Source organism: Sinimarinibacterium thermocellulolyticum, from assembly GCF_040327995.1.
GTDB classification, from domain to species: domain Bacteria; phylum Pseudomonadota; class Gammaproteobacteria; order Nevskiales; family Nevskiaceae; genus Solimonas; species Solimonas thermocellulolyticum.
Map to the genome: position 1 here is coordinate 81,149 of NZ_JBEPIJ010000004.1, position 26,015 is coordinate 107,163.

Below are 26,015 nucleotides of genomic sequence, written 5' to 3' on the forward strand. Positions count from 1 at the left end.
TTCCAGGGGCCGGTAGAATCAGCGCCGCATTCTATCCGAGCGATGCCGATGACCTGTGCCGTGCAGCCGATCCTGTGGACCCGCAAGCAACTGCGCCTGCTCGATCAGCGTGAGCTGCCGCACGAGGTGCGCTGGCTGGACTGCCGCAGCGCCGCCGACGTTGCCTCGGCGATCCACGAGATGGCCGTGCGCGGCGCGCCGGCGATCGGCATCGCCGCGGCCTATGGCCTGGTGCTCGCGCTGCGTGCGGACGCCGACGCCTTCGATCGCGCGTTCGCCGTGCTCGCCGCATCGCGGCCGACCGCGGTCAATCTGCGCTGGGCCTTAGAGCGCATGCGCGGTGTGTGGCTGGCGTCGCGCGACGTCGATGCGCTGGAGGCCGAGGCGGTACGCATCCACGACGAGGATCTGGCACAAAACCTCAAGATCGGTGACCACGGCGCGGCGCTGCTGGATTCCGGCGCACGCGTCATCACCCACTGCAACACCGGGGCGCTGGCCACCGGCGGTCACGGTACCGCGCTGGGCGTGATCCGCAGCGCCTGGGCGCTGAACCGCCTGGCGATGGTCTACCACACCGAGACGCGGCCGTGGCTGCAGGGCGCGCGTCTGACCGCCTGGGAACTACAGCAGGAAGGCATTCCGTCCAAGCTGATCGCCGATGGCGCGGCCGCGTACCTGATGGCGAGCGAAACCATCGACTGGGTCATCGTCGGCGCCGATCGCATCGCCGCCAACGGCGACACGGCGAACAAGATCGGCACCTATGCGCTCGCCGTCGCGGCTCGGCGCCATGGCGTGAAGTTCATGGTCGCGGCGCCCAGCGGCACCTTCGATCTGCGCTGTTCCTCGGGTCGGGAGATCCCCATCGAACAGCGTCCGGCGACGGAGTTGACCGAGTTTCGCGGCCGAGCGGTCGCCCCGGCCGGTGTCGATGCCTTCAATCCGGTGTTCGACGTGACACCGGCAGAGTTGATCGACGCCATCGTCTGCGAACACGGTGTCGTGGAAAAGCCGGATGCGACGCGAATCGCGCGAGTGCTCGGCCGGCCGGTGTCGCCGGGGCGGGATTGATCGAGGACTTGCCGGGGCTCGCGTGAGCACTCGGCGCGATGTGCCGCGGCGGCGATTGCCGCATAGAGGGCCGTCGATCTCAAGCGCCGGTCAAATCCCACGCGTAGCGCAGGATCAGCAGCACCACGACGGCGATGAACAGGCGCCGCACGAAGACACTGCCTTTGCGGATCGCCAGATGCGAACCGGCCAGGCTGCCGGCGACGTTGAACAGCGCCATCGGCAGCGCGATGTCGTAGCGAACGTGTCCGGCACCGACGAAGAACGCCAGCGCCGCGGCATTGGTGACGACATTGACCAGCTTGGCGGACGCCGAGGCCACGAGAAAGCTAAAGCCGAACAGGCCGACGAAGGCGATCACCAGAATGCTGCCGGTGCCGGGGCCGAAAATGCCATCGTAGAAGCCGATCGCCGCGCCGGTGAGCAGCGCCGTGCCGAAGGTGCGACGTGGCGACAGGCGCGGCGCATGCAGGGCGCCGATGTCCTTCTTCGTCAGCGTGTAGGCCAGAACGCCGATCGACAGCAGCAGGATCAGCGGGCGAAACGCATCGGCCGGAATCGACGCGGCGACGCCGGCACCCAGATAGCCGAACAGCAGTGCGGTGGCCGTCGTCGGCAAAATCGCGCGCCGCTCGACGGGCACGCGGCGCAGGTACTGGATCGCGGCGGACAAGGTGCCCCAGATGCTCGCGAACTTGTTGGTGCCGAGCAGGGTCGCCGGCTGCACGCCCGGTAGCAGCACGAACAGCGCCGGGATCTGGATCAGCCCACCGCCGCCGACCACGGCATCGATGAAGCCGGCGAGAAAGGCAAACCCGCACAGCAGCGCCAGCAGTTCGCCCGAGAGTTCCAATCAGAGGATCTTGCCGACGCTCGCCGGTAGCGCGAAGCGGCGCCCGTCGAGCAGGCGATTGAGCAGCCTGGTGATCCACTCGCGCGAGGTGGTCAGCTTGTCGATTCTCAGGTACAGCTTGCCGCCGTCCTCGATCAGCGCGTAGCGGTCGATCGTGACCGCGATCACCTCGCGTTCGCCGCGCATCATCACCTTGATGACGATGCGTGCCGCCTGGGTGTCGACTTCGACCTCGCGGATTTCGCCGTAGTCACCGTAGCGCTCGTTGGCCCAGGTCTTGATCGCGACACCGAGCGCTCCGTCCTTCATCGCCTTGCCGATTCGTCCCAGCACGGATTGCGGTCTCCTGTTCAGAGGATCTCGGAAGCGTACGCCGCCAGACGTGAACGCTCGCCGCGCGCGAGCGTCACGTGACCGCCGTGCGGCCAGCCCTGGAAGCGGTCGACGACATAGGTCAGGCCCGAGGTGGTCTCGGTCAGATACGGCGTGTCGATCTGGCCCAGATTGCCCAGGCAGACCATCTTCGAGCCGGGTCCGACGCGCGTGATCAGCGTTTTCATCTGCTTGGCGGTGAGGTTCTGCGCTTCGTCGATGATGATGAAGCGGTTGAGGAAGGTGCGGCCGCGCATGAAATTGAGCGAACGGATCTTGATGCGCTTGGCGAGCAGGTCGTTGGTCGCGGCGCGTTCCCAGTCGCCGGCGTTGCCGTTTTGTGTCAGCACTTCGAGATTGTCCATCAGCGCGCCCATCCACGGCGTCATCTTCTCCTCCTCGGTGCCCGGCAGAAAACCGATGTCCTCACCGACCGGCACGGTCACGCGCGTCATGATGATCTCGCGGTAGCGCTGCTCGTCCATGGTCTGCGCGAGCCCTGCGGCCAGCGTCAGCAGGGTCTTGCCGGTGCCGGCGGTGCCGAGAATGGTCACGAAGTCGATGTCCGGATCGAGCAGCAGGTTGAGGGCAAAGTTTTGCTCGCGATTCTTCGCGTGGATGCCCCAGACGCTGCTCTTGCCGTGACGGTAGTCGCGGATCACGCGCAGCTCGGCCGTGTTGCCGTCGATACGGCTGACGATTAGTTCGAGGCCGCCCTGGTCGTCGTCGGGAATGAACAGGAACTGATTGACGTGCCAGCCCTTGACCAAAGGCCCCTTGATCCGATAGGTCGCGCGACCATGCGCGTCCTGCCAGCTCTCCATCTTTTCGCCGTGCGTGGTCCAGAAGTCGGCCGGCAGTTCCTTGTAACCGGTGTAGAGCAGATCCAGATCGTCGAGGACCTGGTCGTTGTGATAGTCCTCGGTATGCACGCCGATGACGGCGGCCTTGATACGCAGATTGATGTCCTTGCTGACCAGCGTGACCTTGCGCGTCGGATGCTGGGTCTGCAGTTCGAGTGCGTTGACCAGGATGCTGTTGTCCGGCTTGTTGCCGGGGATCAGGCCGGGCAGCGAGGTGTCGGACGGCCGCGTCTGGAAGAACAGCCTACCGCTCGCCGGCTTGCCGTTGTGGCCGCGGCCGTGGCCGTTGCCACCGCGCAGCGTCGGCAAGGCCAGACCTTTCTCGATCTGCGTGTGGTCGCGGCCGCTCATCAGCTCGTCGAAGAAGCGGCTGACCTGGCGCGCATTGCGCGCGGTTTCGCTGGTGCCCTTCTTCGAACTGTCGAGCTCTTCGAGCACGACCATCGGCACGTAAAGATCGTGCTCTTCGAAGCGGAACAGGCTGGTGGGGTCGTGCAAAAGCACGTTAGTGTCGAGAACGAAGATCTTGCGCTTGCTCATGAGTGCCGGACGAGAGCGGGACCGCGCCGCCGGGGAGCGGATCTCGGGTGAAAAAAAGCCGCGACGCGTAACCTGGTTCTGCGCCGTGGTCGGAACTGCGCGATGGCGTGGTGTCTTGATTGCAGGTCTGTGAACGAAAGCGGACGGCGCCGTGCCCGGGCACGGCGCTTCGAGCGCAATCTAGCCCAGGCCGTGTGGCATCGAAAAGAGAGGTTCGCGCCGGCGCGAATGGCGCTCTCGTGATGCTTCTGCGCTCGTCATAGATCGGTGAGGGCGTCGAGCACCGCTTGCGCGTGATTCTTGACCTTCACCCCGCGCCAGACCCGACGCAGCACGCCCTTGGCATCGAACAGGAAGGTGCTGCGGTCCACGCCCAGATACTTGCGGCCGTACAGGGTTTTCTCGCGGATCACGTCAAACGCCCGGCACGCCGCCTCGTCGGGATCCGACAGCAGCGCGAACGGAAAGCCGAACTTGGCCGCGAAGTTCTCGTGCGAGCGCACGCTGTCGCGCGAGATGCCGACGATGTCGGCACCGGCCTGCTGGAACCGGGGGTACAGATCGCGGAAGTCCTGGCCTTGCTGGGTGCAGCCGGGTGTGTTGTCCTTGGGGTAGAAGTACACGACAAGCACCTTGCCCTTGAACGAGCGCAGGGCGATGTCGCGGCCGCCGGTCGCGGGCAGGGTGAGGTCAGGAATCTTGTCGCCGATGTCGAGGGCCATGGGGGTCTGCGCAAAGCGGCGTGAGCGGCGCTGCCTGCGCCTCGTGTCGCGCGGATGCGGGCGCGGTGCCGGCCACGTTCAGGTCTTGATCGGGTCGAGCATGCCGTCGGCGTTGAGGTCGTCGCACAAATCCATGAACGACTCGCGCAGTGCCTGCGGATGCTGGTTGACCGGCACGTGCAGCACCATCTGCACATTGGCCATTTCCGCGCCGGTGTAGGTGGACTGATACTTCTGCGTGGAGATCTCGACGACGACCACGTCCTGGTGCTGGAAGAACTCGAGGATGTTCACCAGCAGGTTGGGGTCCTGGGGCGCCACGACTTCGGCAGCGTAGGGCCGGTATTCCGGGTTCACCGAACGTGGCTCGCAGCGTTCGAAGCGCACCTGCAGTTCGAGCTTCTCGGCGATGCCCGGCAGCGCGGTTTCGAGCCGCCCCAGCGTGCTCCAGTTGCCGGAAACGAGCAGATTCGCGGTCAGCCGGTCACCGATCTGGGCGATGCGGCAGTCTTCGACCTCGCCGCCACGCTCGCGGATGGCCTTGAACAGCTCCAGGGGTACGTTGCCCTTGGGCTTGCCGATGGCGGAGACGGTGAGCAGATTATCGGTCTGGGACATGATGTAGCCGTGAAGGCGGGGCGCGAAGTTTAATCGATTCCGGCCGAGTCTCGCGGAGGGGTGCGAGCCGTGGCTATACTTGCCGCCCTTTTTCGGCCGTTCGCCGTATCGTCGACCCATGATCAAGGGCAGCATCGTCGCCATCGTCACGCCCATGCACGAGGATGGCGCTCTGGACTGGGCGCGGCTCGATGCACTCGTCGACTGGCACGTCGAAGAAGGCACGGACGCCGTCGTCGCGGTCGGCACCACCGGTGAGTCGGCGACACTCGACGTCGAGGAGCACGTCGCCGTCATCCGCCGCGTGGTCGAGCGCGCTGCCGGCCGCATCCCCGTGATCGCGGGCACCGGCTCCAACGCGACCACGGAAGCCATCGAACTGACGCTTGCCGCCAAGACCGTCGGCGCCGATGCGGCGCTGCTGGTCACGCCGTATTACAACAAGCCGCCGCAGGAAGGGCTTTACCGGCATTTCCGCAAGATCGCCGAGTCGGTCGAGCTGCCGCAGATCCTCTACAACGTGCCCGGTCGTACCGGTTGCGACTTACTGCCGGCCACCGTCGCGCGGCTGGCGCAGATCCCGAACATCGTCGGCATCAAGGAAGCCAAGGGCGAGCTGGCACGCATCCGCGAACTGCTCGCGCTGGAACTGGGCAGCGAGTTTGCGATCTACTCCGGAGACGACGCCACGGCCTGTGCGTCGATCCTCGCCGGCGCGCACGGCGATATCTCGGTGACCGCCAACGTCGCGCCGCGCAAGATGCACGAGATGTGCGCCGCGGCGCTCGCCGGCGACCGTGCCGCGGCCGAGCGCATCGACGCCGAACTGGCGGCGCTACACAAGGAGCTGTTCGTGGAACCCAATCCGATTCCCGTCAAGTGGGCCTTGAGCCAGATGCACAAGATCGAAAACGGCCTGCGCCTGCCGCTGGTGCCGATGAGCGAGGCGCACGCGCCGCGCGTGCGCGCTGCGCTGCAAGCGGCCGGGGTCATCGTATGAATGCGCGGATCGGGCTCGCTGCCGTGGCCGTTGCGCTGGCCGCTTGCGGCAGCAACCGCCACTGCATCGGCGACTTTCCGTATCAGCGCGCGGCAACGCTCGCGCCACCGGCACCGGTCGAGGGGCTGCGCACGCCGACGTCGGTATCGGCCATGGTCATCCCGCCACCGCCGGCCGAGTCGGTGCCGTTCGCGCGTGAAGTGGCCGATCCCGACGACCCGGGCCGCACGCGCGTGCAATGTCTCGACATCCCGCCGCCGCTCATCGAGACACCGCCGCCGGATGAGCCGGCTACGGACTCTTGAGCGCGGATCGGTAGCGCGCGCCGGTATAATGCCACCCTTCAAACGGAGAGATGTCCGAGTGGTTGAAGGAGCACGCCTGGAAAGCGTGTATACGGGTCAAACCGTATCGCGGGTTCGAATCCCGCTCTCTCCGCCAAATATGTAGCAATCAAGCGGCTTTCAGGCCGCTTTTTTGTTGTACCCCACCAAAGAATCCACGATAACGACACGCGGTAGGCGCCCACGATCTGCCGACTGGGATCGGAGGCATCCCGGTCAGAGATGCGGACTAGCCATTCGGCTAATTGGCGCTCCCGATCATCCTGCCTAAGCTGCCGCCGTTGACGCTGAATCAAAGGGGGGGAGCGTGCGTCAGACGGTCGCGGGCATGAGCGTGCTCGAACTGATGGTGGCGCTCGTCGTCACCTCGGCCCTGGCGATGATCGCGATTCCGGGGTGGCAGTCGATGATGGCGCGCAACCGCTTGTCGACGACCGCCAACGAATTGCTCGGCGGGCTGCTTGCCGCGCGCACGGTCGCGGTGAGCCGCCAGGCGCTGGTGAGCGTCTGCGCCGGCAACGCGCAGACGGGATGTCACGGAGACTGGAGTCGCGGCGAATGGATCAGCTTCATTGATCGCGTTCCGATCGGTGTGTTCGGTGAGGAGGACGAGCTGCAGGCGCAAGGCAGGCTTGCGGCGCCCGGGCGGGTCAGCCTCTCGGCCAATGGACCCTTCAACCGCGCGGTGGTGTTCAGGCCAAATGGCTCTGCGAGTTGGCCCAGTGGGGCGTTTGCCGCCGGGCGGCTGCGTGTTTGTGCCGCCGAGGCCGGCGTCGTGCCGAACGCCGTGGATCTGGTCTTGATCGGCAGTGGCCGGGCGGTGGCACAGCCCTGCCACCTCGAGGGCAGATGCGCGCCGCCCACTGAGGCAGCTGCGCGGTGCCAGTGACGCGGCTTCGCACGTTCATTGCCCGCACCGGCCGTACGCCCACGGCGCCACTCCTATACCTGCGAAACGCTAATCGTTGCGAGGGAGTTGGCTTGCCGCGGCTGCTCGCGAAGCTCACCAGCAGTGCGCTACGCCGGCGCTGCCCGAGACGCTGCGGGCGCCGGACTGATCGAGGCTCAGGCTGCCGCACTTGGCATCTTGCTGCGCCTGTGCGCCGATGGGGACGGCCTGCAGGGTGTAGCGGGTCGCAGTGGGCGGATTGCCTTGAGGAAAGCGGAACGTGTAGTGCTGACCGGCATTCTGTGCCGAGGCGCAGTCCAGCGCGGGCAGGCTCACCGGATTGCCGGCGAGGTCGGTGTTGTAGCGCAGGTTCGTCGTGTAGAAGCGCTCCATGAACGCTGCATATTCGGACAGGCAGGCTTGCGCGGCGCGTCGCTTGGATTTGACCACCGAATCCCGATACGAGGGGTAGGCGATCGCGGCCAGGATGCCGACGATGGCGACGACGATGACCAGCTCGATCAAGGAGAAGCCGCGATGCGCACAACGCCTCTGCACCGAGCGGGTCAGACCGAAATTCAGATGCACGTCCGTCATGGATTCACCCATTCGCGCCAGGAGATGCGGCGCAAGGCGCCCACGGTGCCCGCGGTGCGGATACTGCTCGTGGTCGCATTGTCGAAGCTCACCAGCATGGTGTTACCGACGAAGATCGGGTTGTTGGGAACCGAGGTGAACCCGACACCGGCGGCAATCTGATCGTTGACGCGATCGCCGTCGTTGAACTGCCCGTCGCCGTTCAGATCGAAGAAATTCGCATCGGGGGCCGTACCGTCGAAGGGATCGACGGCCATGATCCAGCCGCTACCGGACGGGTTGCACGGATCGGAGGAGACCGGGATGCGGGTGGTGCCCAACAGCAGCGAGCCCTGGAACTGGTTGGGTGTCACCATGCGCTCGCCCTGCGCCGTACCGCCCTGGACCAAGAGGTCGATGTACCAGCCCTGGCGGCCACTGAGGTCGCCGCTCGTGCCACTGGAGATGGTGCGGCCGCCGAGCCGGGGCGGGTTGCTGTCGGCGTTCGGCGCCGTCTCCGACAGGATCTGGCGTTGCCGCAGCGTGCCGCGCCCGCTGCCCGCCGCGTCACCGAAATCGCTGCCGGCGCCGTCGACGATGATGCCGTACCAGGTTTGTACCGTGGTGTCGGACAGGTCGCCTTGGGTCAGATACCGGCCGGTGCCGAAGAACAGCCACAGATTGGCAGTCGCCGGGTCACGGCCCACCAGCATGCCGCCGGTGATCGGCTGCGCCGCGCCGCCCGCGGTGGTCGCGGTGTAGATCAGCGTGGCGGTGCTTGCCGCATTGGTGAGATCGAACTTCCAGACACGGCCGCGCAGATCGCCGGCATAGGCGCGGGTGCCGATGCCATTGGTCGGATCGTCGATCCACACCGCGGCCTGGGCCAAGCCATTGTTGGTGCTGGCGTCGGTCGGATAGACGCTCAGCGCACCCGTGCCCAGATCGAACTGCAGCAGCGCCGCCTTGTTCTGCGCGCTGTTGTAGCCGTTGCCGACGAGCACGGCCCAGCTCGGCGCGCTCGCGGTGCCGACCAGGGCGATGACCGGCTTGCCGGTGTTCTGACCGATCCAGTCGCTGCCGGACAATCCGTCCGTGGCACTGCGCTCCCACAGCAGCGCGGGTGCGGCGGGGTCGGTGATGTCGAGCGCATAGACGGCCTTGGCCGACCCGCGCCCGGTGGTGCCGACCAGCACCGTGCGCCAGGCGCCGTTCAGATAGGCATCGGCGACGGTCAGCTCGCCATCGTTGAAGAACTGGTGCGGCTGGCTCACCGATCCGTAGCTGGGATCGGTGAGCGCCTTGATGCCGGCGCGGATCACGGCATCGGGCAAAAACGCAAAGGTCTCCTCACCCGGGGCCGGGTTGTTGCCGCTGTTCGCGGCGTGGAACGCGTGCACCATGCCATCGTTGGCGGCGACCCAGATCCGCGGAGCGCGCGTACTCTGCGCGGCGGCGAAGCTGGCGTAGCTCGCCGAGCCGGGGAAGCTGCGGTCACGGAACAGGTTGGGGTCGGGTGCGCCGACGAAGACCGGTTGCGAGCTGACGATGTCGCCGAGCGCCGTGTCACGGTCGCGGAAGGTGCCGCCATTGCGGCGTTCCAGACTGGTGTCCCCGCGCAGGTAGTCGATGACGGCCTGGCGCTCGGTGGCGTTGGCACCGAGCGCGCTCTGCTGGGCGGCGGACAGCACGGTGGGTGAGGTCAGGGCAGGGAAGCGCGCGCTGGCGCTCGCGCCCGCGGGATTGTAGGTGCGGATGTTGCGCGCCGATGCCGCCGGCAGTCGCGACGACGCCGTCCACATCGGCGAGCTAGAGATGGCGCCGCTGGCCGGATCGACGGCGAAGGCCTTCAGATCGCCGGTCCATTTGCCGCTGAAGTACATCGACTGGAAGGTCGTGGTGCCGGTGTCCAGGCGCGTGCTGTTGGCGGCCAGACTGGCGCCGGTGCCGACGCGTTCGCTGATGCGCTGGATCGCGGTGCGGATGCCGTTCTCGAACTGCTCCGGGCTGCCTGCGGAGAAGAAGCCGCCGCGACCGTTGATGCCGGCATGGACCAGGTCGGCGATGTTGTTGACCGAGTCCGCTGCCGGTGTGGGCCACGCGAAGTTGTTCGGTGCGCCGCCGACCGACGCCCACAAGGCAACGTCCTGGGCCGTGGTGCCGTTGGGGGTGACGTTGGGCAGACTGTCGTCGCGGCCGAACAGACCGACGGTGAACGTGCTCATGTGCTGCCAGAACGCCGGGTCGCTATTGCTGGCGGGCACATTGTTCGGCAAACCCGGCCGCAGATCGGTGAGCCAATACTGCATGGCGACGTCGGCGAGGGTATTGGACGCGCCGTCGACGAAAGGCTTGGGCGACACCGGCGCATCGCAGACCGAGGACGACGATGATTTGCGCGGGTACTCGAAGCACTGGCCATTGGGGCCGTCGATGCGCACCACCGCGCGGTTTTCAGGGCCGTCGACGTTGCCCACGGTGGGGATGGTGCCGTTCCAATAACCGTCGGTGGTGAGGATGGCGTAACTCTGCCGGCAGGAGAGTTGCTGGCTCGGGTTGTTCGGGTTCTCCGCGCTGCCGGACTGCCAGGGCTGGGCCTCGTCCTTGTAGTAATCGCCGACCGCTTTGAGCGCCGACTGCAAGGGCGTGCCCCCGTCCGCGACGGCACGCGCCAGCCAGTTCCAGAACGCGGCGCGCTGGGTGGACGCGCTGCCGTCACCGAAAGGCTTGACGCGAGCGATGGCCGGCCGGGTGTTGATCGAGCCGCTGACGCGATCCGCGGGCAGGTGGTTGGGATTGGGATTGGAGCTGCGGTAGCCGCCATTGATGGAGGCAAAGCCGAAGCGAACCGAGGGTTCCAGATTTGCCAGCGCGTTCATCAGGCCGGTTTTGGCCATGTACAGGCGCTTGCGGTAGTAGCTGAACCAGTTGGCGACGTTCTGCCCCACGGTGATGACGTTGCCTTCGGGGTCGCGCAGGCCGCTGTCGTCGTTGGTGCTGTGACAGCGAGCGGCGGGAAAGCCGCTGTTGTAGGTTTCGCCGGTCGTGAGGTTGCTGCTGGGGTTGCCGGTGAGCTCTGCACAAGTGCCGGCGATGGGCGCAGCCGAACTGCCCGCCGCCGTCGAGGGATTGCCGGAGACGCCGACGTAATGACGCTGACCGGTGCTGGGCTCGATGTACACGAAAAAGCCGCGATGTCGGCTGCCGCCGCTGTCGATCAAGCGACGGCAATCCTCGCCCGAGGGTCCGGCATCGAGGGCGAATTCGAAGCCATTCGGGCAGTTGGGCGGCACGCTGGGGTTGCGGCAGCGGTCATTCTGTAGGGTGAGTCCGGCGCTGTTGACGCGGCCGGAGCCACCGGGGGCGGGCGTATCGCCGCAGGCATCGGGGCGGAATTGCTGCTGGTTGCAGCGATCTCGGGCCGAGTCGTAACCGCCGTAGCCCTGGCAGCGCGGGGCTTCCGACGGGCGACCAGATGCGAGGCACTGATCGCCCGACAGACTCAGCCCCGGGGAATTGGCGGCACCGGGGGCACCCGGGGCCACGATGCTGCTGCAAGGGTCCGGCCGCGCGCGGACTTGGTTGCAGCGGTCGGCGCTGGTGGAGTAGTTGTCGTGACCCTGACAGTACGGCGGCTCGTCGAGGCTCGCACTACCGGCGGTGCATTGACCCTGCGCATTCGGACCCGAGGTGCCGGGGGGGCAGCCGGTGTGGTTGGCGAATTCATATCGCGGCGCGACGTCGATCCGGAAGGTGTGCGAGAAGCGCGGCGTCGCGTTACCGATTGCATTCGGGCCGTCGGCAAAACTGTTGCCGGGCTGATAGGTGGCGATGTTGATGCGATCACTGCCGTCGGGATCGAAGCCGTCGTACCAGGCCTCGGTGAAGGAGGCGTTGGGGTAACGCGTGGTCGTCGGCACCGCAGCGTTGGGTCTTGCGGTGGCGGTGTACGGCGGCAGGTAACGCACGTCCGGATGGTAGTAGACGCCGTTGATGTTGGCGTTGATCAGCTCGGTGTCGCGGCCGTCGTTGCCCGGCGGATCGTCCGGCATCACCGTCCATTGCATGGAGCCCGAGTCGTCGAGGATGAGGGTGACGTTGGGCGGCAGCGGGTTGCGCACCGTCAGCGGGCTTTGATCGATGGTCACCGCGGCCTGCGCGGTGGCCGCGCCGAGCAGCGCCGCGGCGAGCAGCGAAAACCCAAGCCTTCGGTACGGGGATGGGGAACGATGGGCGGACATGAATGGGCCTCCGCGCAAGGTCATTGTCGGTACATCGTCTGCAGGGTGACCACGGCGCGCTCGCCGACCACGGCAGGGTCGGCGCTGCGGGCCGTGATGCGGTAGTAGAGCGCCATGATGTTGGTGCCTTGTGCGCCGTACTGGGCCGCATTGGCGCTCTGGTTGAATCCGGTGTTCAAGTCCGGATTCGGAAACTCCCCCATGAACTCGATTACATACTGTGGTTGGCCGGCCGCGCCGATGCCGGCATAGAGCGATGCAGGAACGGTCTGAATCCGGCTGCTGTCCAGGGTCGGGTCGGTGAACGGGTTGGCGCGACAGGCCACGCCGCCGGCTGCGCAGTTGCGTGCGATCACCTGGGTGCCACTGACGAAACTGCGCGAGGCGGCGTTGAGCGCGGCCTCGGCGGCCTCGAAGGCGATGCTGCGATCCTGGAAGTTGGCCGTCATCTTCTGCTGCACGGTGGTGCCGCGGACCGCCGCCAGTCCGATCAAGGTGATGACGACGAGCAGGATCAAGGCCGTGGCTAGGGCGATCCCGGCTTGACGAAGCGGACGTGGGCAGCGGGGGGCGGCTTGGCCAGACATGTCAAGTCATCCGGTTGCGCAAAGTGACCGTGGTCGTGAACGCACGCCGAATCGGCTCCCCGTCGGTACCCGTTGCGGCTTGGTTGCCCTGCACGGTGAGCGTGATGCGCACGGCTACCACCCGTTGCCAGTCGGTGACGGCGGCGGCGGCGACATAGTTCACCGCTGCCTGAGCCAGATACTCGATCTGCATGTCGGTGACATCGCGCACCATTTCCATCGCCGTGGTGGCGGCGGCACCTGCGCTATTGCCCAGTGCACTGCGATACAAGGAGCGACCGCCGACCGGGTTGTTGCCGATGTACCAGTCGGACGCCACCATCCTGCTGATCTGCGAGTTGGCACCGAACGCATAGGGGTTGCCGTTGACGGTGCAGAGCGTCGGGAAGCCCAGGCCCTTGGAGCAGTTGCCCGGGGATGCGGTGCCGGTGTTATGGACCAGGGTGACGTTGCTGCTGTTGTAGTTGGTGATTTGCGTGATCGTCGCGTGATCCGGATCGCAGACGATGATGATGTCGCCGTCTCGCAGGTCCGCGCTGGGCTCGTTGAGTTTGAAGTTGGCAGCCGTCGGGTTATGGCTTTCGACGCTCAGTCCGATCTCCCCGGCACCGATCAGTTGGATCGAGTCGGTGCCGACCACGCGCTGCGCGACGGCCGTGCCTTCGACCACGGCGGGATCGTCCTGATTGCCGTCGTAGCCGCGTACCGCGTTGTTGAAGTTGGCCCACCAGGCGGTCGCCTGATTGTTCAGGGTATTGGCAATGCGCGTGGTGTTGCCGCAGCCGGTCAGCCCGGCTTGGCGCAGGTCGCGCGCGAGCAGCTCGAAGGCGATGCGCGAGGCTTCCTGGACCTGTCCCAGCGCATGGTTGGTGCGGTAGGACTGCTTGTTCGACAGGAACAGCCCCACCGTGGTGCCGATCACGGCGAGGCCGAGGACCAGCGCGATCATCAGCTCGACCACGCTAAAGCCGCGCGCCCGCGCGACCGCGGCCTTGATGCGCGTATGGCGCAGCGGCCCGGTCATAGCATGGCCCTCGTGACGACGGTCTGGGTGCCTACGCCGGGGATGCCCAGACGGCTGTCGTCGTAGGTGATGGTGACGGTGCAGTCGGAGCCGTTGCAGCGGATCTGACCGAGTGTGGTGCTGGCGGCGCCCAGGCGCGCGCCCAATTCGTTGCACCAGGCGTTGATCTGACGCGCCGCACGCGTGCTCCCGCCCGCGGGGCAACTGTCGGCGCTGACCGTCACGCTGCTGTAGGCGGCGAGATTGGCGCGGTCGGCACGCATCGCGTCGAGGATGGAGTAGCTCGCGACCACGGCCATGGACCGTGCCATCGAACTATTGTTGCTGCCGAGTGCACGCGTCTGCGTCATCGCGACGCCGAGCATGCCGACGGACAGCACCAGCAAGGCGACGAGCACCTCGATCAGGCCCACGCCACGGCCCAGCCTTGCACGGCTGAGCCCGGCCGGTTGGTTAGCGCGCACGGCAGGTCGGGGGTTCATTGCTGGGGCATCCGCTGCTGCTGGTGATCGCACAAGTGCTGAGCGCACTACCGGTCGTCAGGTAGATGCACCGCCGATTATCACGCGAAATCGCCGTGCTGCTGAGGTCGGCCACCAGTCCGGTGTACGGGACATTGCCGCCGGGTGTGCGCGCCAGCCCCTGACCGCCGTAGCGCAAGGCGGTGACGCTGCCGAGGGCGATGTTGGGGGGCAGAGCCGGCGCCGCGCGCAACAGCGTGGTGCTGCCATCGGCGTTGAGCACGTAGCTTGCGCCGCCGGCGGAACCGCAGGCCGTGGCCAGCGCGCCCGTGCCATTCTGAGAGCCGCTGCTGCTGCAAAACTGCGTGGTGGCGTTGCGCCGGATCGCTTCGAGCCTGGCCTGGTTCAGCGATTCGACCAGCGCGTTGGCCGCGGTCGACAGACGGTTGGACACCATGGTCTGCCGAAAGCTGGGAACGGCCACCGCGAGCAGAATGCCGGCAACGGCAAGGCCGATGATCAACTCGACGAGGGTCAGGCCGCTGGCATGGCGACGACCAAAGGCGCCCGAACTGCACATACCGCTAGCCCACCACGCGAGCGCCCGCGAAGGCGGCGTCCCAGGGCGGACGGTCTTGGCGTGCCGATCGATGGCGCCATGAGGCGTCGTCGACACCGTCGGACGCCCGCTCGCGTCATTCCCCATGCGTTCATGTCTCCCCCGGCCCGAATCGATGCCGCATTGCTGCACGGCGACATCTCGCGGCCTTTCCTTGGCCCGACGCCAGACTAGCACAGGCCTTGCATCCTTTGAACCGCCGAGCGTCGCGGCAGAGCCGACCCGCTGCGCCCGGGATCAGCGGCCGCGACACGGCCGCACTAGGCGCCCTGACCGCCGGCGTCGGGCGGGGCGGGCGCCTCGATGCCGGATTCGACGGCCATCACGAAGGAACGGATCTTGTCGGCGAGGTGCTGCGGATGACTCAGCGGCAGCCAGTGGCCGGCGTCGATCTCGCAGCGCCACAGTTTTGGCGCCCACTGCGGCAGATCGTCGAACAACTGCGGCATGACGAAGCGGTCGCGCCGCGGCACGATCAATTGCACCGGAAGCTCGGTGCGCCGCTGGCGCGGGCGGAGGATGCGCTCACGAACGTTGGCGCGGTAAAGCTTGATGCCGTGGATGCCGTTCTTGCGCTGCGCCGGATCGATGTGCGCATCGACGCCCTCCAGTCTGTGCAGCAGCGTGGGCCAGTAGCGGGCAAGGCCCAGCGCCCACGCCATCGGTGCGGCGAGTGGCAGATGGAACAAGCCGATGTACCAGGAGTGCAGCGCCTGTACGGCCACGCGGCGGAGCTGCGCGGCCCTGCCCGAGCCGAGTCGGCGCCGCATCCAGTGGCCGACGTGATCCAGGCAAGGGCCCGAGACGGTCGTATAGGAGGCGATGCGCCCGCGCATCGTCGCGGTGGTCACGGTTTCCCAGGACTGGATGGAGCCCCAGTCGTGGCCGACCAGATGCACCGGCTTGTCCGGACTGACGGCAGCGACGACCGCCGCTGTGTCGGCGACCAGATACGCCAGCGCGTAGTCCTCGACCGCGTGCGGCGCGCTCGATTGCCCCGCGCCGCGCACGTCGTAGGCGACGACGTGGAAGTCCTGCGCCAGCCGCGCAGCGGTTGCGTCCCAGATCTGGCTGCTGTCCGGATAGCCGTGTACCAGCAAGATCGTCGGCCGACCGCGCTCGCCCCATTCGCGTACGGCGAGCTGCACCCCGCCTGCGTTGATGTAGCGGCTTGGACCGCAGTGCTCGTGCATGCGGCGCGCGGTCAACCGGCGCTGGCCGCAGCCGCGTCGGCCGCGGTGGCGCGCACGAACTTCATGCCGCGGCCCTCGAGCGCACCGTACTTGAGCGTGAGCAGATCCTTGAGGTAGTTCTGGTGCAACTTCCACGGCGCCTTGGAGCCCTGCTTGGGGAAGTCGTGGATCGCACGCTGCACGTAACCCGACGAGAAGTCGATCAGCGGTTCCTCGCCGACGCTGGGGTCGTCGTTGTGCGGTACGGCGTAATCGAGGCCATTGCGGTCGAGATGATCGATCAGGCGGCAGACGTACTGCGAGGCGAGATCGGCCTTTAGCGTCCACGAGGCATTGGTGTAGCCGAGGCAGTAGGCGAAGTTGGGCACACCGCTGAGCATCATGCCCTTGTAGCTCATCGTCTTCGCCAGCTCGATGTCTTCACCGTCCACGCGGATCTGCATGCCGCCGAAGGCCAGCAATTGCAGGCCGGTGGCGCAGACCACGATGTCGGCGGCCAGTTCGCGGCCCGACTTCAGGCGGATGCCGGCCTTGGTGAAACATTCGATGTGATCGGTGACGATCTCCGCTTTGCCGCGGCGCAGGGCCTTGAACAGATCGGCGTCGGGTACGAAGCACAGGCGCTGGTCCCAGGGGTTGTAGCGGGGCTTGAAGTGTTCGTCGACCGGATACTCCGGCGGCAACTGCGCGGCCACGCCCTTGCGCAGCAACTTCTTGGCGAACGCTGGATAGCGCCGGCAGAGGGTGTAGAACGCCAGACTCATCAAGATGTTCTTGCCGCGCGCAAGGCCGTAGGCCGCGCGCGCGGGCAGCAGCTTGCGCAGCACGCCGGCGATGCGATCCTCGGCGGGCAGGGTCAGCACATAACTTGGCGAGCGCTGCAGCATCGTCACCTTGGCCGCGGTGTCGGCCATCGCCGGTACCAGCGTCACCGCGGTCGCGCCGCTGCCGATGACGACCACGCGCTTGCCGGCATAGTCCAGGCCCTCGGGCCAGTGCTGCGGGTGGATCAGCTGCCCGCGATAGTCCCCGATACCGGCAAACTCGGGCATGTAGCCGGCGTCGTAGCGGTAGTAGCCGCTGCACATGTACAGGAAACGGCAGCTATAGCGGCGCAGCTCGCGCGCCGCGCCGCATTCGGCCTGCACGGTCCAGCGCGCATGCTCGCTCGACCAGCTCGCGCGCACCACCTTGTGCTGAAACCGAACGTGACGATCGACGCCGTGCTCGCGTGCGGTTGCGCGCACGTAGTCGAGAATCGACGCACCGTCGGCAATCGACTTCGCCGCGGTCCACGGCTTGAACGCATAGCCGAGCGTGTACATGTCCGAATCCGAGCGGATGCCGGGATAGCGGAACAGATCCCAGGTGCCACCGATCGCCTCACGTGCTTCGAGAATCGCGTAAGTCTGGTCCGGGCAGCGGGTCTTCAGGTGCACGCCGGCGCCGATGCCGGACAGGCCGGCACCGACGACGATCACGTCGAAATGTTCGATCGACATCGTGGTCTCGTTGGCAGGATGAGGGTCTGCGCCGGAGTCTCGATGCGGACCTGCTCGCCGGCAAGGGCAGCGGCGCCGCGTGGCATCGTCTGCCGGGTCAGCCGCCGCTGCCGAGCGCCTTGCAGGTCTGCTCGTACTCGCGGACCAGGCGCGCGCACAGCTCGGCCGCGGGGGGGATGTCGCGGATCTCGGCCGTGCCCTGGCCAGCGGACCAGATGTCCCTCCAGGCTTTGGCGGCGTCGAGTTCCTCGCCCAGGTTGATCTCGCTCTTGGGCTTGAGGTTGTCCGGGTCGAGGCCGGCCTTGACGATGGATGCTCGCAGGAAGCTTGCCGGTATGCCGCTGATCGCGGCGGTGTAGACGATGTCGGCGCTGCCGGCGTCGATCAGCATCTGCTTGTAGGCATCGGCGGCATTCGCCTCTTGTGTGGCGATGAAGCGCGTGCCCATGTAGGCGAAGTCGGCGCCCAGCGCACGCGCCGCGGCGATGCCGCGTCCCGAGGAGATGCAGCCGGACAGCGCGATGTAGCCGTCGAAGATGCTACGGATCTCCGGCACCAGCGCAAACGGATTGACCACGCCGGCATGGCCGCCGGCGCCGGCCGCGACCGGAATCAGGCCATCGACACCGGCCTTGGCCGCCTTCTCGGCATGACGCTGGTTGACGATGTCGTGGAACACGACGCCGCCGTAGCTGTGCACGGCGTCGACGACCTCGCTCACCGCGCCGAGCGAAGTGATGACCAGCGGCACCTTGTGTTTCACCACCTGTTCGAGGTCCGCCTGCAGCCGCGGATTGGTCTTGTGCACGATCAGGTTCACGCCGTAGGGCGCATCCTTGTCGGTGAGCGTCGCGTTGAGCGTCTCCAGCCATTCGACGAGACCGGCGGTCGTGCGCTGGTTGAGCGCCGGGAAGGTGCCGACGACGCCGCTCTGACAGCAGGCGGTGACCAGCTTCGGATTGGAGACGAGAAACATCGGCGCGGCGATCGCGGGAATGCGAAGGCGGCCTTGCCAGCTTGCGGGCATGCGCATGGGAGAGGTCCTGTTGAAAGACTGATCGAATGCAGCCGCCGTGCCGGCTGCGACCGGCACGACGGCGACGGCGGATCGGCTGCGCGCCTTACTTCGGCGCCATGCGGATCGCGCCGTCCAGGCGGATGGTCTCGCCGTTGAGCATCACGTTGCCGATGATGCTCTCCACCATCTGCGCAAACTCCTCGGGCTTGCCCAGACGCGGCGGGAAGGGCACCTGAGCGCCCAGCGAATCCTGTGCCGGCTTGGGCAGGCTTTCCATCAGCGGCGTGAAGAAGAGCCCGGGCGCGATCGTGACCACGCGGATGCCAAAGCGCGCGAACTCGCGTGCCAGCGGCAGCGTCATGCCGACGACGCCGGCCTTGGACGCGGCGTAGGCGGGCTGGCCGATCTGGCCGTCGAAGGCCGCGACCGAGGCGGTGTTGACGATCACGCCGCGCTCGCCGTGCTCGTTGGGCTGCTGCGCCTGCATCGCCGCGGCGGCGACGCGGATCAAATTGAACGTGCCGGTCAGATTGACCTTGATGATCTTTTCGAACTGCGCGAGCGGCAGCGGGCCGTCCTTGCCGACCGCCTTGGCCGGCGTGCCGATGCCGGCGCAGTTGACGAGGATGTCGATGCGGCCATACGCGTCCTGCGCGGCCTTGACCACCGCGACCGCATCGCTGTCGACGCCGACGTCGCAGCGCACGAAGCGCACCGCATCGCCGAGTTCCTTGGCCAGCGTCTCGCCGCGTTCGACGTTCAGGTCCGCGATGACGGCCTTGCCGCCCTGCGCCACCAGACGGCGCACGGTGGCCTCACCCAAACCCGAGGCGCCGCCCGTGACGATGCCGACATGATTCTTGATCTGCACGTTGTTTCTCCGTGAAAAGAAATCCGAGTAACCGACACGAAAAGCGCCAAGAACGTTGGCGCCAAGGGGATCGCCAGGCATTATAGAGCCTGGAGCGACGATGTTTCGTCGCCGATTGGTAACAATCGTTACCCATTACGTTCCGGGCGCAGTGTACGCAATCACCGGCCGGTGCGGTCCACACCTTCGTATGACAGCCACGCCGGAGCCAGACCGGCACCGCTGGAGACAGGCAGATGCAACGCAGAGCGTTTGAGCCGGAGATGGAGCTGTTCCGTGACGCGGCCCGCAAGTTCTTCCAGGCCGAGATCCGTCCGCACCGCGAACGCTGGCGCGAGGCCGGTATCGTCGACCGCGAGGCGTATCTGAAGGCCGGCGCGGCGGGCCTACTGTGCATCTGGGCCGACGAGGCCTACGGCGGGCTGGGCCTCACCGACTTTCGCTACGAGCAGATCCTGATCGAGGAGAATGCCTTTCACGGCGACTCCGGCTACTTCATCACCCTGCACAGCCGCCTGGTCGCGCCGTACTTTCAGCACTTCGGCACCGAGGAACAGAGGCGGCGTTTCCTGCCGGCCTTCATTCGTGGCGAGAAGATTCTGGCGATCGCGATGACCGAGCCGGACGCCGGCTCCGATCTCGCCGGCATGAAGACGCGCGCGGTCGAGCACGGCGATCACTGGATACTCAACGGCGCCAAGACCTACATCTCCAACGGCATCAACGCCGACGTGGTCGTCGTCGCCGCCAAGACGCATCCGGACAATCCACACGGCATGACCTTGTTCATCGTCGAGCGCGGCATGCCAGGTTTCGAACGCGGCCGCCTGCTCAAGAAGATGGGCATGAAGTCGCAGGACACCGCCGAGCTGTTCTTCCGCGACGTCAAGGTGCCCAAGGCCAACGTGCTCGGCCAGGTCCACGCCGGCTTCTATCACCTGATGCAGGGACTCGCCGAGGAGCGCTTGATCGCCGCCTGCGGCAATATCGCCGCGGCGCGCGTGGCCATGGCCGTCACCTGCGAGTTCGTGCGCAACCGCAAGGTCTTCGGCAAGCCGCTGTCGAAGATGCAAAACACGCGCTTCAAGCTCGCCGCGCTCGATGCCGAGATCGACATCGCCCAGGTCTACGTCGACCGCTGCGTCGAGCAGCACAACCTCGGCAAGCTCGATCCGGTCGACGCCGCGCGTGCCAAGCTCTACACCAGCGAACTCGCCGGGCGCATGGTCGACGAGGGTGTGCAGCAGCACGGCGGCGCCGGCTACATGGAAGAGTACGAGATTTGCCGGCTCTACCAGGACGAGCGCATCCACCGCATCCTCGCCGGCACCTCCGAGATCATGAAGGAAATCATCGCGCGCGCGACCTTGGATTGAACATGAACTACCAGGACATCCTCTACGGCGTCGACGACGGCGTCGCCACCATCCGCTTCAACCGGCCGCAGGCGCTCAATGCGATGACGCTGCGCATGCTCGACGAGACCCGCGACGCCTTCGCACAGTGCGCGCGGGACGCTAAGGTGCGCGCCGTCGTGCTCACCGGCGAGGGCCGTGCGTTCTCATCCGGCGCGGACCTGGTCGCCAACGTCAAGACGCCGCCGCTCGACGCCGAGGGCAAGCTCGATCTCGGTCTGCCGCTTGAAACGCACTACAACCCGCTGATCGCGCAGATGCGCAGTCTGCCCAAGCCGATCATCTGTGCGGTGAACGGCGCCGCCGCCGGTGCGGCGGCCAACGTCGCGCTGTTCGCCGACCTGACCATCGCCGCGCGCAGCGCCTATTTCCTGCAGGCCTTCGTCAACATCGCGCTGATCCCGGACGCCGGCGGCACCTGGCTGCTGCCGCGCCTGGTCGGGCCGCAGCGCGCGATGCAACTGGCGCTGCTCGGCGAGCGCCTGCCGGCCGAGACCGCGCAGCAGTGGGGCATGATCGCCGAGGTCGTCGACGACGACGCGCTGATGGCGCGCGCACTCGAACTCGCGCGCCGGCTCGCACGGGGTCCGACGGCGGCGATCGCGCGCATCAAGCAAGCCATTCACGCCGCATCCGGCAACGATCTCGACACGCAGTTGCAGCTCGAGCGCACGCTGCAGCGTGACTGCGGACGCGGCGCCGACTTCATGGAAGGCGTGATGGCGTTCACGCAGAAGCGCAAACCCAACTTCAAGGGAAGCTGAAAAGTCATGTCGGGAAACAGCCTGCTCGCGGGCATCCGCGTGCTCGACCTCTCGCGCCTGCTGCCGGGGCCGTTCTGCTCGCTGTACCTCGCGCAGATGGGCGCCGAGGTGATCAAGATCGAAGAGCCGGACGGCGGCGATTACGCACGCGGCATGCGCGAGCTGTTCGCCCAGGTCAATCGCGGCAAGAAGTCGGTGACTCTGGATCTGCGCGTGGATGCCGACCGCGAGGCCTTCCTCGAACTGGTCGACGACGCGGATGTCGTGCTCGAATCGTTCCGCCCCGGCGTGATGGACAAGCTCGGCTGCGGCTATGCGACGTTGCGCGCGCGCAACCCGAAACTGGTTTACGCCGCGCTGACCGGCTACGGCCAGACCGGACCCTACCGCGACTGGGCCGGGCATGACCTGAACTACCTTGCGCTGGCCGGCGTGCTCGAGCAGATCGGCCCGGCCGGCGGTGCGCCGGTGCAGTCCAATCTGCAGATCGCGGATCTTGCCGGTGGCGCGCTGACCTGCGCGCTCGGCATCCTCGCCGCCGTCATCGGCGCGCGCAGCAGCGGGCAAGGCACGATGGTCGACGTATCGATGATGGACGGCGCGCTGGCGATGATGCCGGTCGCGCTCGCATCGCTGCGCCAGGACGGCAGCCTGCCGCCGCGCGGCGCCGGCCTCTTGACCGGGCTTTTGCCGAACTACCGCATCTACCGCTGTCGCGACGGCCGCTATCTCGCCGTCGGCGCGCTGGAGCCGAAATTCTTCCTGCGCCTGCTCGGTGTGCTCGGTGATCAGTTGCCAGCGTCCCTGCGCAGGCTGCTGCCGGGCGCGCGCCGCAAGCGCGGCACTTCCGGCGCCAAGACCAGCGGCACGAACAAGGATCCGTTCGCCAGCCTCGACAAACTGCTCGGCGATCCGCGGCGCGCGCGCCTGATCACCGCGCCGATCCGCGCCGCTCTCGCCGGCGTGTTCATGACGCGCACGCGCGACCAGTGGACCGCGCTGCTCGCCGATCAGGACTGCTGCGTCACGCCGGTGCTGAGTCTCGACGAGGTGCTCGACAACGAACAGGTGCGCGCACGCGGCATGATCGAGGACGACGGCGGCAAGCCGGCGTTCGCACTGCCGATCCGCTTCGATGTGCCGCTGCCCCGGTGCGCGCCGGCGCCGGCGCTGGGCGCCGACAACGACGAGGTGCTTGCGCGACGCAACCAGTCCGCGCGCCGGCGCTCGTGAGGCTCTGAAGCGGCGCCGATCAGCCCAGCCGGCTGCGCGAACGCTCGCGTCCGATCAGCATCGGGGCGGCGATGGTGGTCGATGGCGACGCTTTCACCGCCCGTGGATAGACGCTGAACTGCATGAGGCGCAGGCGCAGGCGCTCGTTCGTGACAAAGCGCGGCACGTCGTGATGCAGATGGGGCAGCTCGATACTGAGGATCTGGCCGGTGCCGGCGAGCGCTGCGGCGGCGCGGACCAGCGGTCCGGTGCGCTGCACGCCGGTCACGACGACGTCAATGCCGGCTTGATGGGCTTCGGCGATGCGTAGATCGCCCGGCCGCACGTAGACGTCGACCGCACCGCTCGCCTGAGAGCCGTCGGGGAGTCTGGCGATCTCGGTCTCACCGTGCATGACGCAACGCTCGCGCACTTGCGCCTCGATGACGTTGGCGCCGCCGAGGAAATCGAACACGAATGGCGTCGCCGGGTGCTGGTACACCTGATCGACGCTGCCGACCTGCTCGATCGCGCCCCGATTCATGATGACGACGCGATCCGCCAGTTCCAGCGCCTCTTCCTGATCGTGGGTGACGAAGATCGTCGTGTAGCCGGTCCTGGTGTGCAGTTCGCGTAGCCAGCGGCGCAGTTCTTTGCGGACCTTGGCGTCCAGTGCGCCGAAGGGTTCGTCGAGCAACAGCACGCGTGGATCGATCGCCAGCGCGCGGGCCAGCGCGACGCGCTGACGCTGGCCGCCGGACAGCTGGCTCGGATAGCGCGACTCTAGTCCCGAGAGCTGCACCAGCTCGATCAGTTCGAGCACCTTGCGGCGGATCTCGTGTTCGCTCGGGCGCTGCTTGCGTCCGCGCACGCGCAGGCCAAAGGCAACGTTCTCGAACACCGTCATGTGCTTGAACAGCGCGTAGTGCTGGAACACGAAACCGACGCGTCGCTCGCGGATCGGACGCAGGGCGATGTCCTGATCACCGAACAGGATGCGCCCGTGATCCGGAAACTCCAGCCCGGCGATCATGCGCAACAGGGTGGTCTTGCCCGAACCCGAGGGACCGAGCAGCGCGATCAGCTCGCCGGAGGCGATGTCGAGATCGATGCGATCGAGCGCGCGAAAGCTGCCGAACTGTTTACTGATGTCACGGATCTGGATGTTCATCGTCGTTCCCACGTGGATCGGATTTATGGTCGGTGCCCGCGACGCGAGGCGCGGTATGCCGCGTCTGACCCCTCAATGTCTGCGGATGGCGGAGAGCTCGTCGCCATGGCGCCACTCGAGATAGCTCTTCAAGGCGAGTGTGATCAGTGCAAACAGCGCGAGCAGCGAGGCCACCGCGAACGCGCCAGCGAACTGGTACTCGTTGTAGAGAATCTCCACATGTAGCGGCATCGTGTTGGTCTGACCGCGGATGTGACCAGAGACGACACTCACGGCGCCAAACTCGCCCATCGCCCGCGCGGTACACAGCAGTACGCCGTACAGCAATCCCCATTTGATGCTCGGCAGGGTCACGCGCCAGAAGGTTTGCCAGCCGTTGGCCCCCAGAGACAGTGAAGCCTGCTCGTAATCCATTCCTTGCTCCTGCATCAGCGGGATCAGCTCGCGCGCAATGAACGGAAAGGTCACGAACACGGTCGCCAGCACGATTCCCGGCAAGGCGAACACGATCTTGATGTCATGCTCGTCCAGCCAAGGTCCGGCCCATCCGTGACGACCGAAGATGAGGATGTAGATCACGCCGGCAACCACCGGCGAGACCGAGAACGGCAGGTCGATCAGCGAGACCAGCAGCGACTTTCCGCGAAACTCGAACTTGGTGATGGCCCAGGCTGCGGCGAGGCCGAAGACCAGGTTCAGCGGCACGGCAATGCCGGCGGCGAGCAGCGTCAGGCGAATCGCCGCGAGCGCGTCGGGATCGAGCAGCGCCTGCCTGTAGGTCTCCCAGCCATTGCGCAAGGCTTCGGCGAACACCGCGATCAGCGGCAGTAGCAGGAAGCCGAGCAGGTACAACAGCGCCACACCGATCAAGATGCGCTGGGTCCACGTTCCTTCGCTGATCGCCGAGTTCGGCCGCGCGAGTGGATTCTCGGAGTGAAACGCCGGCGCAAGGCCATGGCGCGCCGGTTGTGTCGTCGAATGGGTCATCGATCGAGTCCTCAGCGATTCCGGCCGCGACGGCTGCGGGTCCAGATATGCAGGCCGTTGATGATCAGCAGCAACACGAGCGAGAGCGTGAGCATCGCCACGGCGACCGCGCTCGCACCGGCGTAGTCGAACTCCTCGAGCTTGATGATGATCAGCAGTGGCGCGATCTCACTGATCATCGGCATGTTGCCGGCGATGAAGATGATCGAACCGTACTCCCCGGCGGCACGCGCGAACGCCAGCGTGAAACCGGTGATGATGCCGGGCAGGATGGTCGGCAGGATGACTCTGGTGATGGCCTGTAGCCGCGTGGCACCCAGCGACGCGGCGGCCTCTTCGAGTTCGCGCTCGGCTTCTTCGAGCAGAGGCTGCACGGTGCGAACGACGAAGGGCAGGCCGATGAACGTGCAGGCCACGATCACCCCCACAGGGGTGTAAGCGACCTTGATCCCGAGCGGTTCGAGGAACTGACCGATCCAGCCGTTAGCCGCATACAAGGCCGTCAGTGCGATGCCGGCGACTGCAGTCGGCAACGCGAACGGCAGATCGATGATCGCGTCGAAAAAGCGCTTTGCGAAGAAGCGGTACCGCACGAACACCCATGCGATCAAGGTCCCGAAGACGGCGTTGATCGAGGCGCCGATCAGCGCGGCACCGAAGCTGAGCTTGAGCGCGGCGAGTACGCGCGGCGCGCTGACCACATTCCAGAACCCGGACCAGCCGAGTTCCGCAGACTTGAAGAACACGCCGGCGAGCGGGATCAGCACGATCAGGCTCAGATACAGCACGGTGAAGCCGAGCGTGAGCCCCCTGCCCGGGATGATGGACTTGCCGCGGGGCGTGCGAATGCGCGCCGGCGTTCCGGTAGCGTCGTTCGAAGCCGTCATGAGTGCTTGTCTTGCTCAGAGAATGTAGGTCCGTGGTCGACCTTGACCGCTCCTGCGGCCGCGCCGTGACTTCCAACGGTCAGGTCGCCGAACGTCCCGGAATGCCATGACACTGCGCGAAGGGTCCGAGCGCCTCGACCGACGAGTGCCACTCATCCGAGCGTGGGCAGGGGTCGTGAGGAATTCCGATGCGGCGGCGCAAGCGCGTTGCG

25 protein-coding genes and 1 tRNA gene are annotated in these 26,015 nt (G+C 66.6%); 8 read left to right on the top strand and 18 right to left on the bottom strand.

Annotated features, from left to right (window positions below):
• Window positions 1-42: 42 nt before the first annotated feature.
• Window positions 43-1,074 (top strand): S-methyl-5-thioribose-1-phosphate isomerase, encoded by a 1,032-nt coding sequence (gene mtnA / locus ABSH63_RS04895; protein WP_352887925.1) that lies wholly within the window; start codon window positions 43-45, stop codon window positions 1,072-1,074.
• 79 nt (window positions 1,075-1,153) lie between these two features.
• Here mtnA and ABSH63_RS04900 read toward each other — a convergent pair whose 3' ends face one another.
• From ABSH63_RS04900 to ABSH63_RS04920, 5 genes are all read right to left on the bottom strand, one after another.
• A complete protein-coding gene (locus tag ABSH63_RS04900; protein ID WP_352887927.1) occupies window positions 1,154-1,927 on the bottom strand; it encodes a sulfite exporter TauE/SafE family protein in 774 nt (257 codons plus the stop codon).
• Window positions 1,928-2,260: a hypothetical protein gene (locus ABSH63_RS04905; protein ID WP_352887929.1), complete on the bottom strand. Its 333-nt coding sequence runs from the start codon at window positions 2,258-2,260 to the stop codon at window positions 1,928-1,930.
• Window positions 2,261-2,277: 17 nt separating this feature from the next.
• Window positions 2,278-3,702: a PhoH family protein gene (locus ABSH63_RS04910; protein ID WP_352887931.1), complete on the bottom strand. Its 1,425-nt coding sequence runs from the start codon at window positions 3,700-3,702 to the stop codon at window positions 2,278-2,280.
• 257 nt (window positions 3,703-3,959) lie between these two features.
• Window positions 3,960-4,424 carry a peroxiredoxin gene (locus ABSH63_RS04915; RefSeq protein ID WP_352887934.1) on the bottom strand — a complete coding sequence of 155 codons (465 nt, stop codon included), beginning with the start codon at window positions 4,422-4,424 and terminating at the stop codon, window positions 3,960-3,962.
• Window positions 4,425-4,502: 78 nt separating this feature from the next.
• Window positions 4,503-5,042, bottom strand: a complete 540-nt coding sequence (locus tag ABSH63_RS04920) for a glycine cleavage system transcriptional repressor (RefSeq protein ID WP_352887936.1) — start codon at window positions 5,040-5,042, stop codon at window positions 4,503-4,505.
• 118 nt (window positions 5,043-5,160) lie between these two features.
• On the opposite strand from ABSH63_RS04920, the gene dapA reads away from it, so the two are divergent.
• The 4 genes from dapA (at window position 5,161) to ABSH63_RS04940 (ending at window position 7,275) form a co-directional block, all read left to right on the top strand.
• Window positions 5,161-6,042, top strand: coding sequence for a 4-hydroxy-tetrahydrodipicolinate synthase (gene dapA, locus ABSH63_RS04925; RefSeq protein WP_352887938.1), 882 nt, complete (start codon window positions 5,161-5,163; stop codon window positions 6,040-6,042).
• On the top strand, window positions 6,039-6,347 hold the full coding sequence (locus ABSH63_RS04930; RefSeq protein WP_352887941.1) for a hypothetical protein: 309 nt from the start codon (window positions 6,039-6,041) through the stop codon (window positions 6,345-6,347). The genes dapA and ABSH63_RS04930 overlap by 4 nt, the downstream gene beginning before the upstream one ends.
• A 44-nt stretch (window positions 6,348-6,391) precedes the next feature.
• Window positions 6,392-6,483, top strand: a tRNA-Ser gene (locus ABSH63_RS04935).
• Between the two features lie 231 nt (window positions 6,484-6,714).
• Complete coding sequence (locus tag ABSH63_RS04940; RefSeq protein ID WP_352887943.1) at window positions 6,715-7,275, top strand: GspH/FimT family pseudopilin; 561 nt, start codon at window positions 6,715-6,717, stop codon at window positions 7,273-7,275.
• 114 nt (window positions 7,276-7,389) lie between these two features.
• Here ABSH63_RS04940 and ABSH63_RS04945 read toward each other — a convergent pair whose 3' ends face one another.
• The 10 genes from ABSH63_RS04945 to ABSH63_RS04990 all read right to left on the bottom strand — a co-directional run bounded on the left by ABSH63_RS04945 (window position 7,390) and on the right by ABSH63_RS04990 (window position 19,367).
• Complete coding sequence (locus ABSH63_RS04945; protein ID WP_352887945.1) at window positions 7,390-7,872, bottom strand: type IV pilin protein; 483 nt, start codon at window positions 7,870-7,872, stop codon at window positions 7,390-7,392.
• Window positions 7,869-12,092, bottom strand: a complete 4,224-nt coding sequence (locus tag ABSH63_RS04950; protein ID WP_352887947.1) for a pilus assembly protein — start codon at window positions 12,090-12,092, stop codon at window positions 7,869-7,871. The genes ABSH63_RS04945 and ABSH63_RS04950 overlap by 4 nt, the downstream gene beginning before the upstream one ends.
• A 20-nt stretch (window positions 12,093-12,112) precedes the next feature.
• The gene (locus ABSH63_RS04955; RefSeq protein WP_352887949.1) at window positions 12,113-12,679 is read right to left on the bottom strand and encodes a pilus assembly PilX family protein; all 567 of its coding nucleotides are present in this window, start codon (window positions 12,677-12,679) and stop codon (window positions 12,113-12,115) included.
• Between the two features lies 1 nt (window position 12,680).
• Entirely contained in the window at window positions 12,681-13,703 is a 1,023-nt protein-coding gene (locus ABSH63_RS04960) for a PilW family protein (protein ID WP_352887951.1), read from the bottom strand.
• Window positions 13,700-14,185, bottom strand: coding sequence for a type IV pilus modification protein PilV (gene pilV / locus ABSH63_RS04965; protein WP_352887953.1), 486 nt, complete (start codon window positions 14,183-14,185; stop codon window positions 13,700-13,702). The genes ABSH63_RS04960 and pilV overlap by 4 nt, the downstream gene beginning before the upstream one ends.
• Window positions 14,157-14,915: a GspH/FimT family pseudopilin gene (locus tag ABSH63_RS04970; RefSeq protein WP_352887954.1), complete on the bottom strand. Its 759-nt coding sequence runs from the start codon at window positions 14,913-14,915 to the stop codon at window positions 14,157-14,159. Before ABSH63_RS04970 ends, pilV begins: the two co-directional genes overlap by 29 nt.
• Before the next feature lie 128 nt (window positions 14,916-15,043).
• The gene (locus ABSH63_RS04975; RefSeq protein WP_352887955.1) at window positions 15,044-15,976 is read right to left on the bottom strand and encodes an alpha/beta fold hydrolase; all 933 of its coding nucleotides are present in this window, start codon (window positions 15,974-15,976) and stop codon (window positions 15,044-15,046) included.
• Between the two features lie 11 nt (window positions 15,977-15,987).
• Window positions 15,988-17,478, bottom strand: coding sequence for a flavin-containing monooxygenase (locus tag ABSH63_RS04980; protein WP_352887957.1), 1,491 nt, complete (start codon window positions 17,476-17,478; stop codon window positions 15,988-15,990).
• Between the two features lie 97 nt (window positions 17,479-17,575).
• A complete protein-coding gene (locus ABSH63_RS04985; RefSeq protein WP_352887959.1) occupies window positions 17,576-18,511 on the bottom strand; it encodes an NAD(P)H-dependent flavin oxidoreductase in 936 nt (311 codons plus the stop codon).
• A gap of 88 nt (window positions 18,512-18,599) precedes the next feature.
• Window positions 18,600-19,367: a 3-hydroxyacyl-CoA dehydrogenase gene (locus ABSH63_RS04990; protein WP_352887960.1), complete on the bottom strand. Its 768-nt coding sequence runs from the start codon at window positions 19,365-19,367 to the stop codon at window positions 18,600-18,602.
• Between the two features lie 236 nt (window positions 19,368-19,603).
• Here ABSH63_RS04990 and ABSH63_RS04995 point away from each other — a divergent pair, with 236 nt between their 5' ends.
• The 3 genes from ABSH63_RS04995 to ABSH63_RS05005 are packed head-to-tail and all read left to right on the top strand — an operon-like array spanning window position 19,604 to window position 22,779.
• On the top strand, window positions 19,604-20,743 hold the full coding sequence (locus ABSH63_RS04995; protein WP_352887961.1) for an acyl-CoA dehydrogenase family protein: 1,140 nt from the start codon (window positions 19,604-19,606) through the stop codon (window positions 20,741-20,743).
• Window positions 20,744-20,745: 2 nt separating this feature from the next.
• Complete coding sequence (locus tag ABSH63_RS05000) at window positions 20,746-21,546, top strand: enoyl-CoA hydratase-related protein (protein WP_352887962.1); 801 nt, start codon at window positions 20,746-20,748, stop codon at window positions 21,544-21,546.
• A 6-nt stretch (window positions 21,547-21,552) separates the two neighbouring features.
• Window positions 21,553-22,779 carry a CaiB/BaiF CoA transferase family protein gene (locus tag ABSH63_RS05005; RefSeq protein ID WP_352887964.1) on the top strand — a complete coding sequence of 409 codons (1,227 nt, stop codon included), beginning with the start codon at window positions 21,553-21,555 and terminating at the stop codon, window positions 22,777-22,779.
• A 19-nt stretch (window positions 22,780-22,798) separates the two neighbouring features.
• Here the strand turns inward: ABSH63_RS05005 and ABSH63_RS05010 are convergent, their stop codons facing one another.
• From ABSH63_RS05010 to cysT, 3 genes are all read right to left on the bottom strand, one after another.
• A complete protein-coding gene (locus tag ABSH63_RS05010) occupies window positions 22,799-23,929 on the bottom strand; it encodes a sulfate/molybdate ABC transporter ATP-binding protein (protein WP_352887965.1) in 1,131 nt (376 codons plus the stop codon).
• A gap of 72 nt (window positions 23,930-24,001) precedes the next feature.
• The gene (gene cysW / locus ABSH63_RS05015; protein WP_352887968.1) at window positions 24,002-24,916 is read right to left on the bottom strand and encodes a sulfate ABC transporter permease subunit CysW; all 915 of its coding nucleotides are present in this window, start codon (window positions 24,914-24,916) and stop codon (window positions 24,002-24,004) included.
• Between the two features lie 11 nt (window positions 24,917-24,927).
• Entirely contained in the window at window positions 24,928-25,803 is an 876-nt protein-coding gene (cysT, locus tag ABSH63_RS05020) for a sulfate ABC transporter permease subunit CysT (protein WP_352887970.1), read from the bottom strand.
• Between the last annotated feature and the right edge of the window lie 212 nt (window positions 25,804-26,015).

Coding starts and splice junctions, on each gene's coding strand:
- mtnA (WP_352887925.1), top strand. CDS start 43: ATGCCGATGACCTGTGCCGTGCAGCCGATCCTGTGGACCCGCAAGCAA.
- ABSH63_RS04910 (WP_352887931.1), bottom strand. CDS start 3,702: ATGAGCAAGCGCAAGATCTTCGTTCTCGACACTAACGTGCTTTTGCAC.
- ABSH63_RS04915 (WP_352887934.1), bottom strand. CDS start 4,424: ATGGCCCTCGACATCGGCGACAAGATTCCTGACCTCACCCTGCCCGCG.
- ABSH63_RS04920 (WP_352887936.1), bottom strand. CDS start 5,042: ATGTCCCAGACCGATAATCTGCTCACCGTCTCCGCCATCGGCAAGCCC.
- dapA (WP_352887938.1), top strand. CDS start 5,161: ATGATCAAGGGCAGCATCGTCGCCATCGTCACGCCCATGCACGAGGAT.
- ABSH63_RS04930 (WP_352887941.1), top strand. CDS start 6,039: ATGAATGCGCGGATCGGGCTCGCTGCCGTGGCCGTTGCGCTGGCCGCT.
- ABSH63_RS04940 (WP_352887943.1), top strand. CDS start 6,715: ATGAGCGTGCTCGAACTGATGGTGGCGCTCGTCGTCACCTCGGCCCTG.
- ABSH63_RS04945 (WP_352887945.1), bottom strand. CDS start 7,872: ATGACGGACGTGCATCTGAATTTCGGTCTGACCCGCTCGGTGCAGAGG.
- ABSH63_RS04950 (WP_352887947.1), bottom strand. CDS start 12,092: ATGTCCGCCCATCGTTCCCCATCCCCGTACCGAAGGCTTGGGTTTTCG.
- ABSH63_RS04955 (WP_352887949.1), bottom strand. CDS start 12,679: ATGTCTGGCCAAGCCGCCCCCCGCTGCCCACGTCCGCTTCGTCAAGCC.
- ABSH63_RS04960 (WP_352887951.1), bottom strand. CDS start 13,703: ATGACCGGGCCGCTGCGCCATACGCGCATCAAGGCCGCGGTCGCGCGG.
- pilV (WP_352887953.1), bottom strand. CDS start 14,185: ATGAACCCCCGACCTGCCGTGCGCGCTAACCAACCGGCCGGGCTCAGC.
- ABSH63_RS04975 (WP_352887955.1), bottom strand. CDS start 15,976: ATGCACGAGCACTGCGGTCCAAGCCGCTACATCAACGCAGGCGGGGTG.
- ABSH63_RS04980 (WP_352887957.1), bottom strand. CDS start 17,478: ATGTCGATCGAACATTTCGACGTGATCGTCGTCGGTGCCGGCCTGTCC.
- ABSH63_RS04985 (WP_352887959.1), bottom strand. CDS start 18,511: ATGCGCATGCCCGCAAGCTGGCAAGGCCGCCTTCGCATTCCCGCGATC.
- ABSH63_RS04995 (WP_352887961.1), top strand. CDS start 19,604: ATGCAACGCAGAGCGTTTGAGCCGGAGATGGAGCTGTTCCGTGACGCG.
- ABSH63_RS05000 (WP_352887962.1), top strand. CDS start 20,746: ATGAACTACCAGGACATCCTCTACGGCGTCGACGACGGCGTCGCCACC.
- ABSH63_RS05005 (WP_352887964.1), top strand. CDS start 21,553: ATGTCGGGAAACAGCCTGCTCGCGGGCATCCGCGTGCTCGACCTCTCG.
- ABSH63_RS05010 (WP_352887965.1), bottom strand. CDS start 23,929: ATGAACATCCAGATCCGTGACATCAGTAAACAGTTCGGCAGCTTTCGC.
- cysW (WP_352887968.1), bottom strand. CDS start 24,916: ATGACCCATTCGACGACACAACCGGCGCGCCATGGCCTTGCGCCGGCG.
- cysT (WP_352887970.1), bottom strand. CDS start 25,803: ATGACGGCTTCGAACGACGCTACCGGAACGCCGGCGCGCATTCGCACG.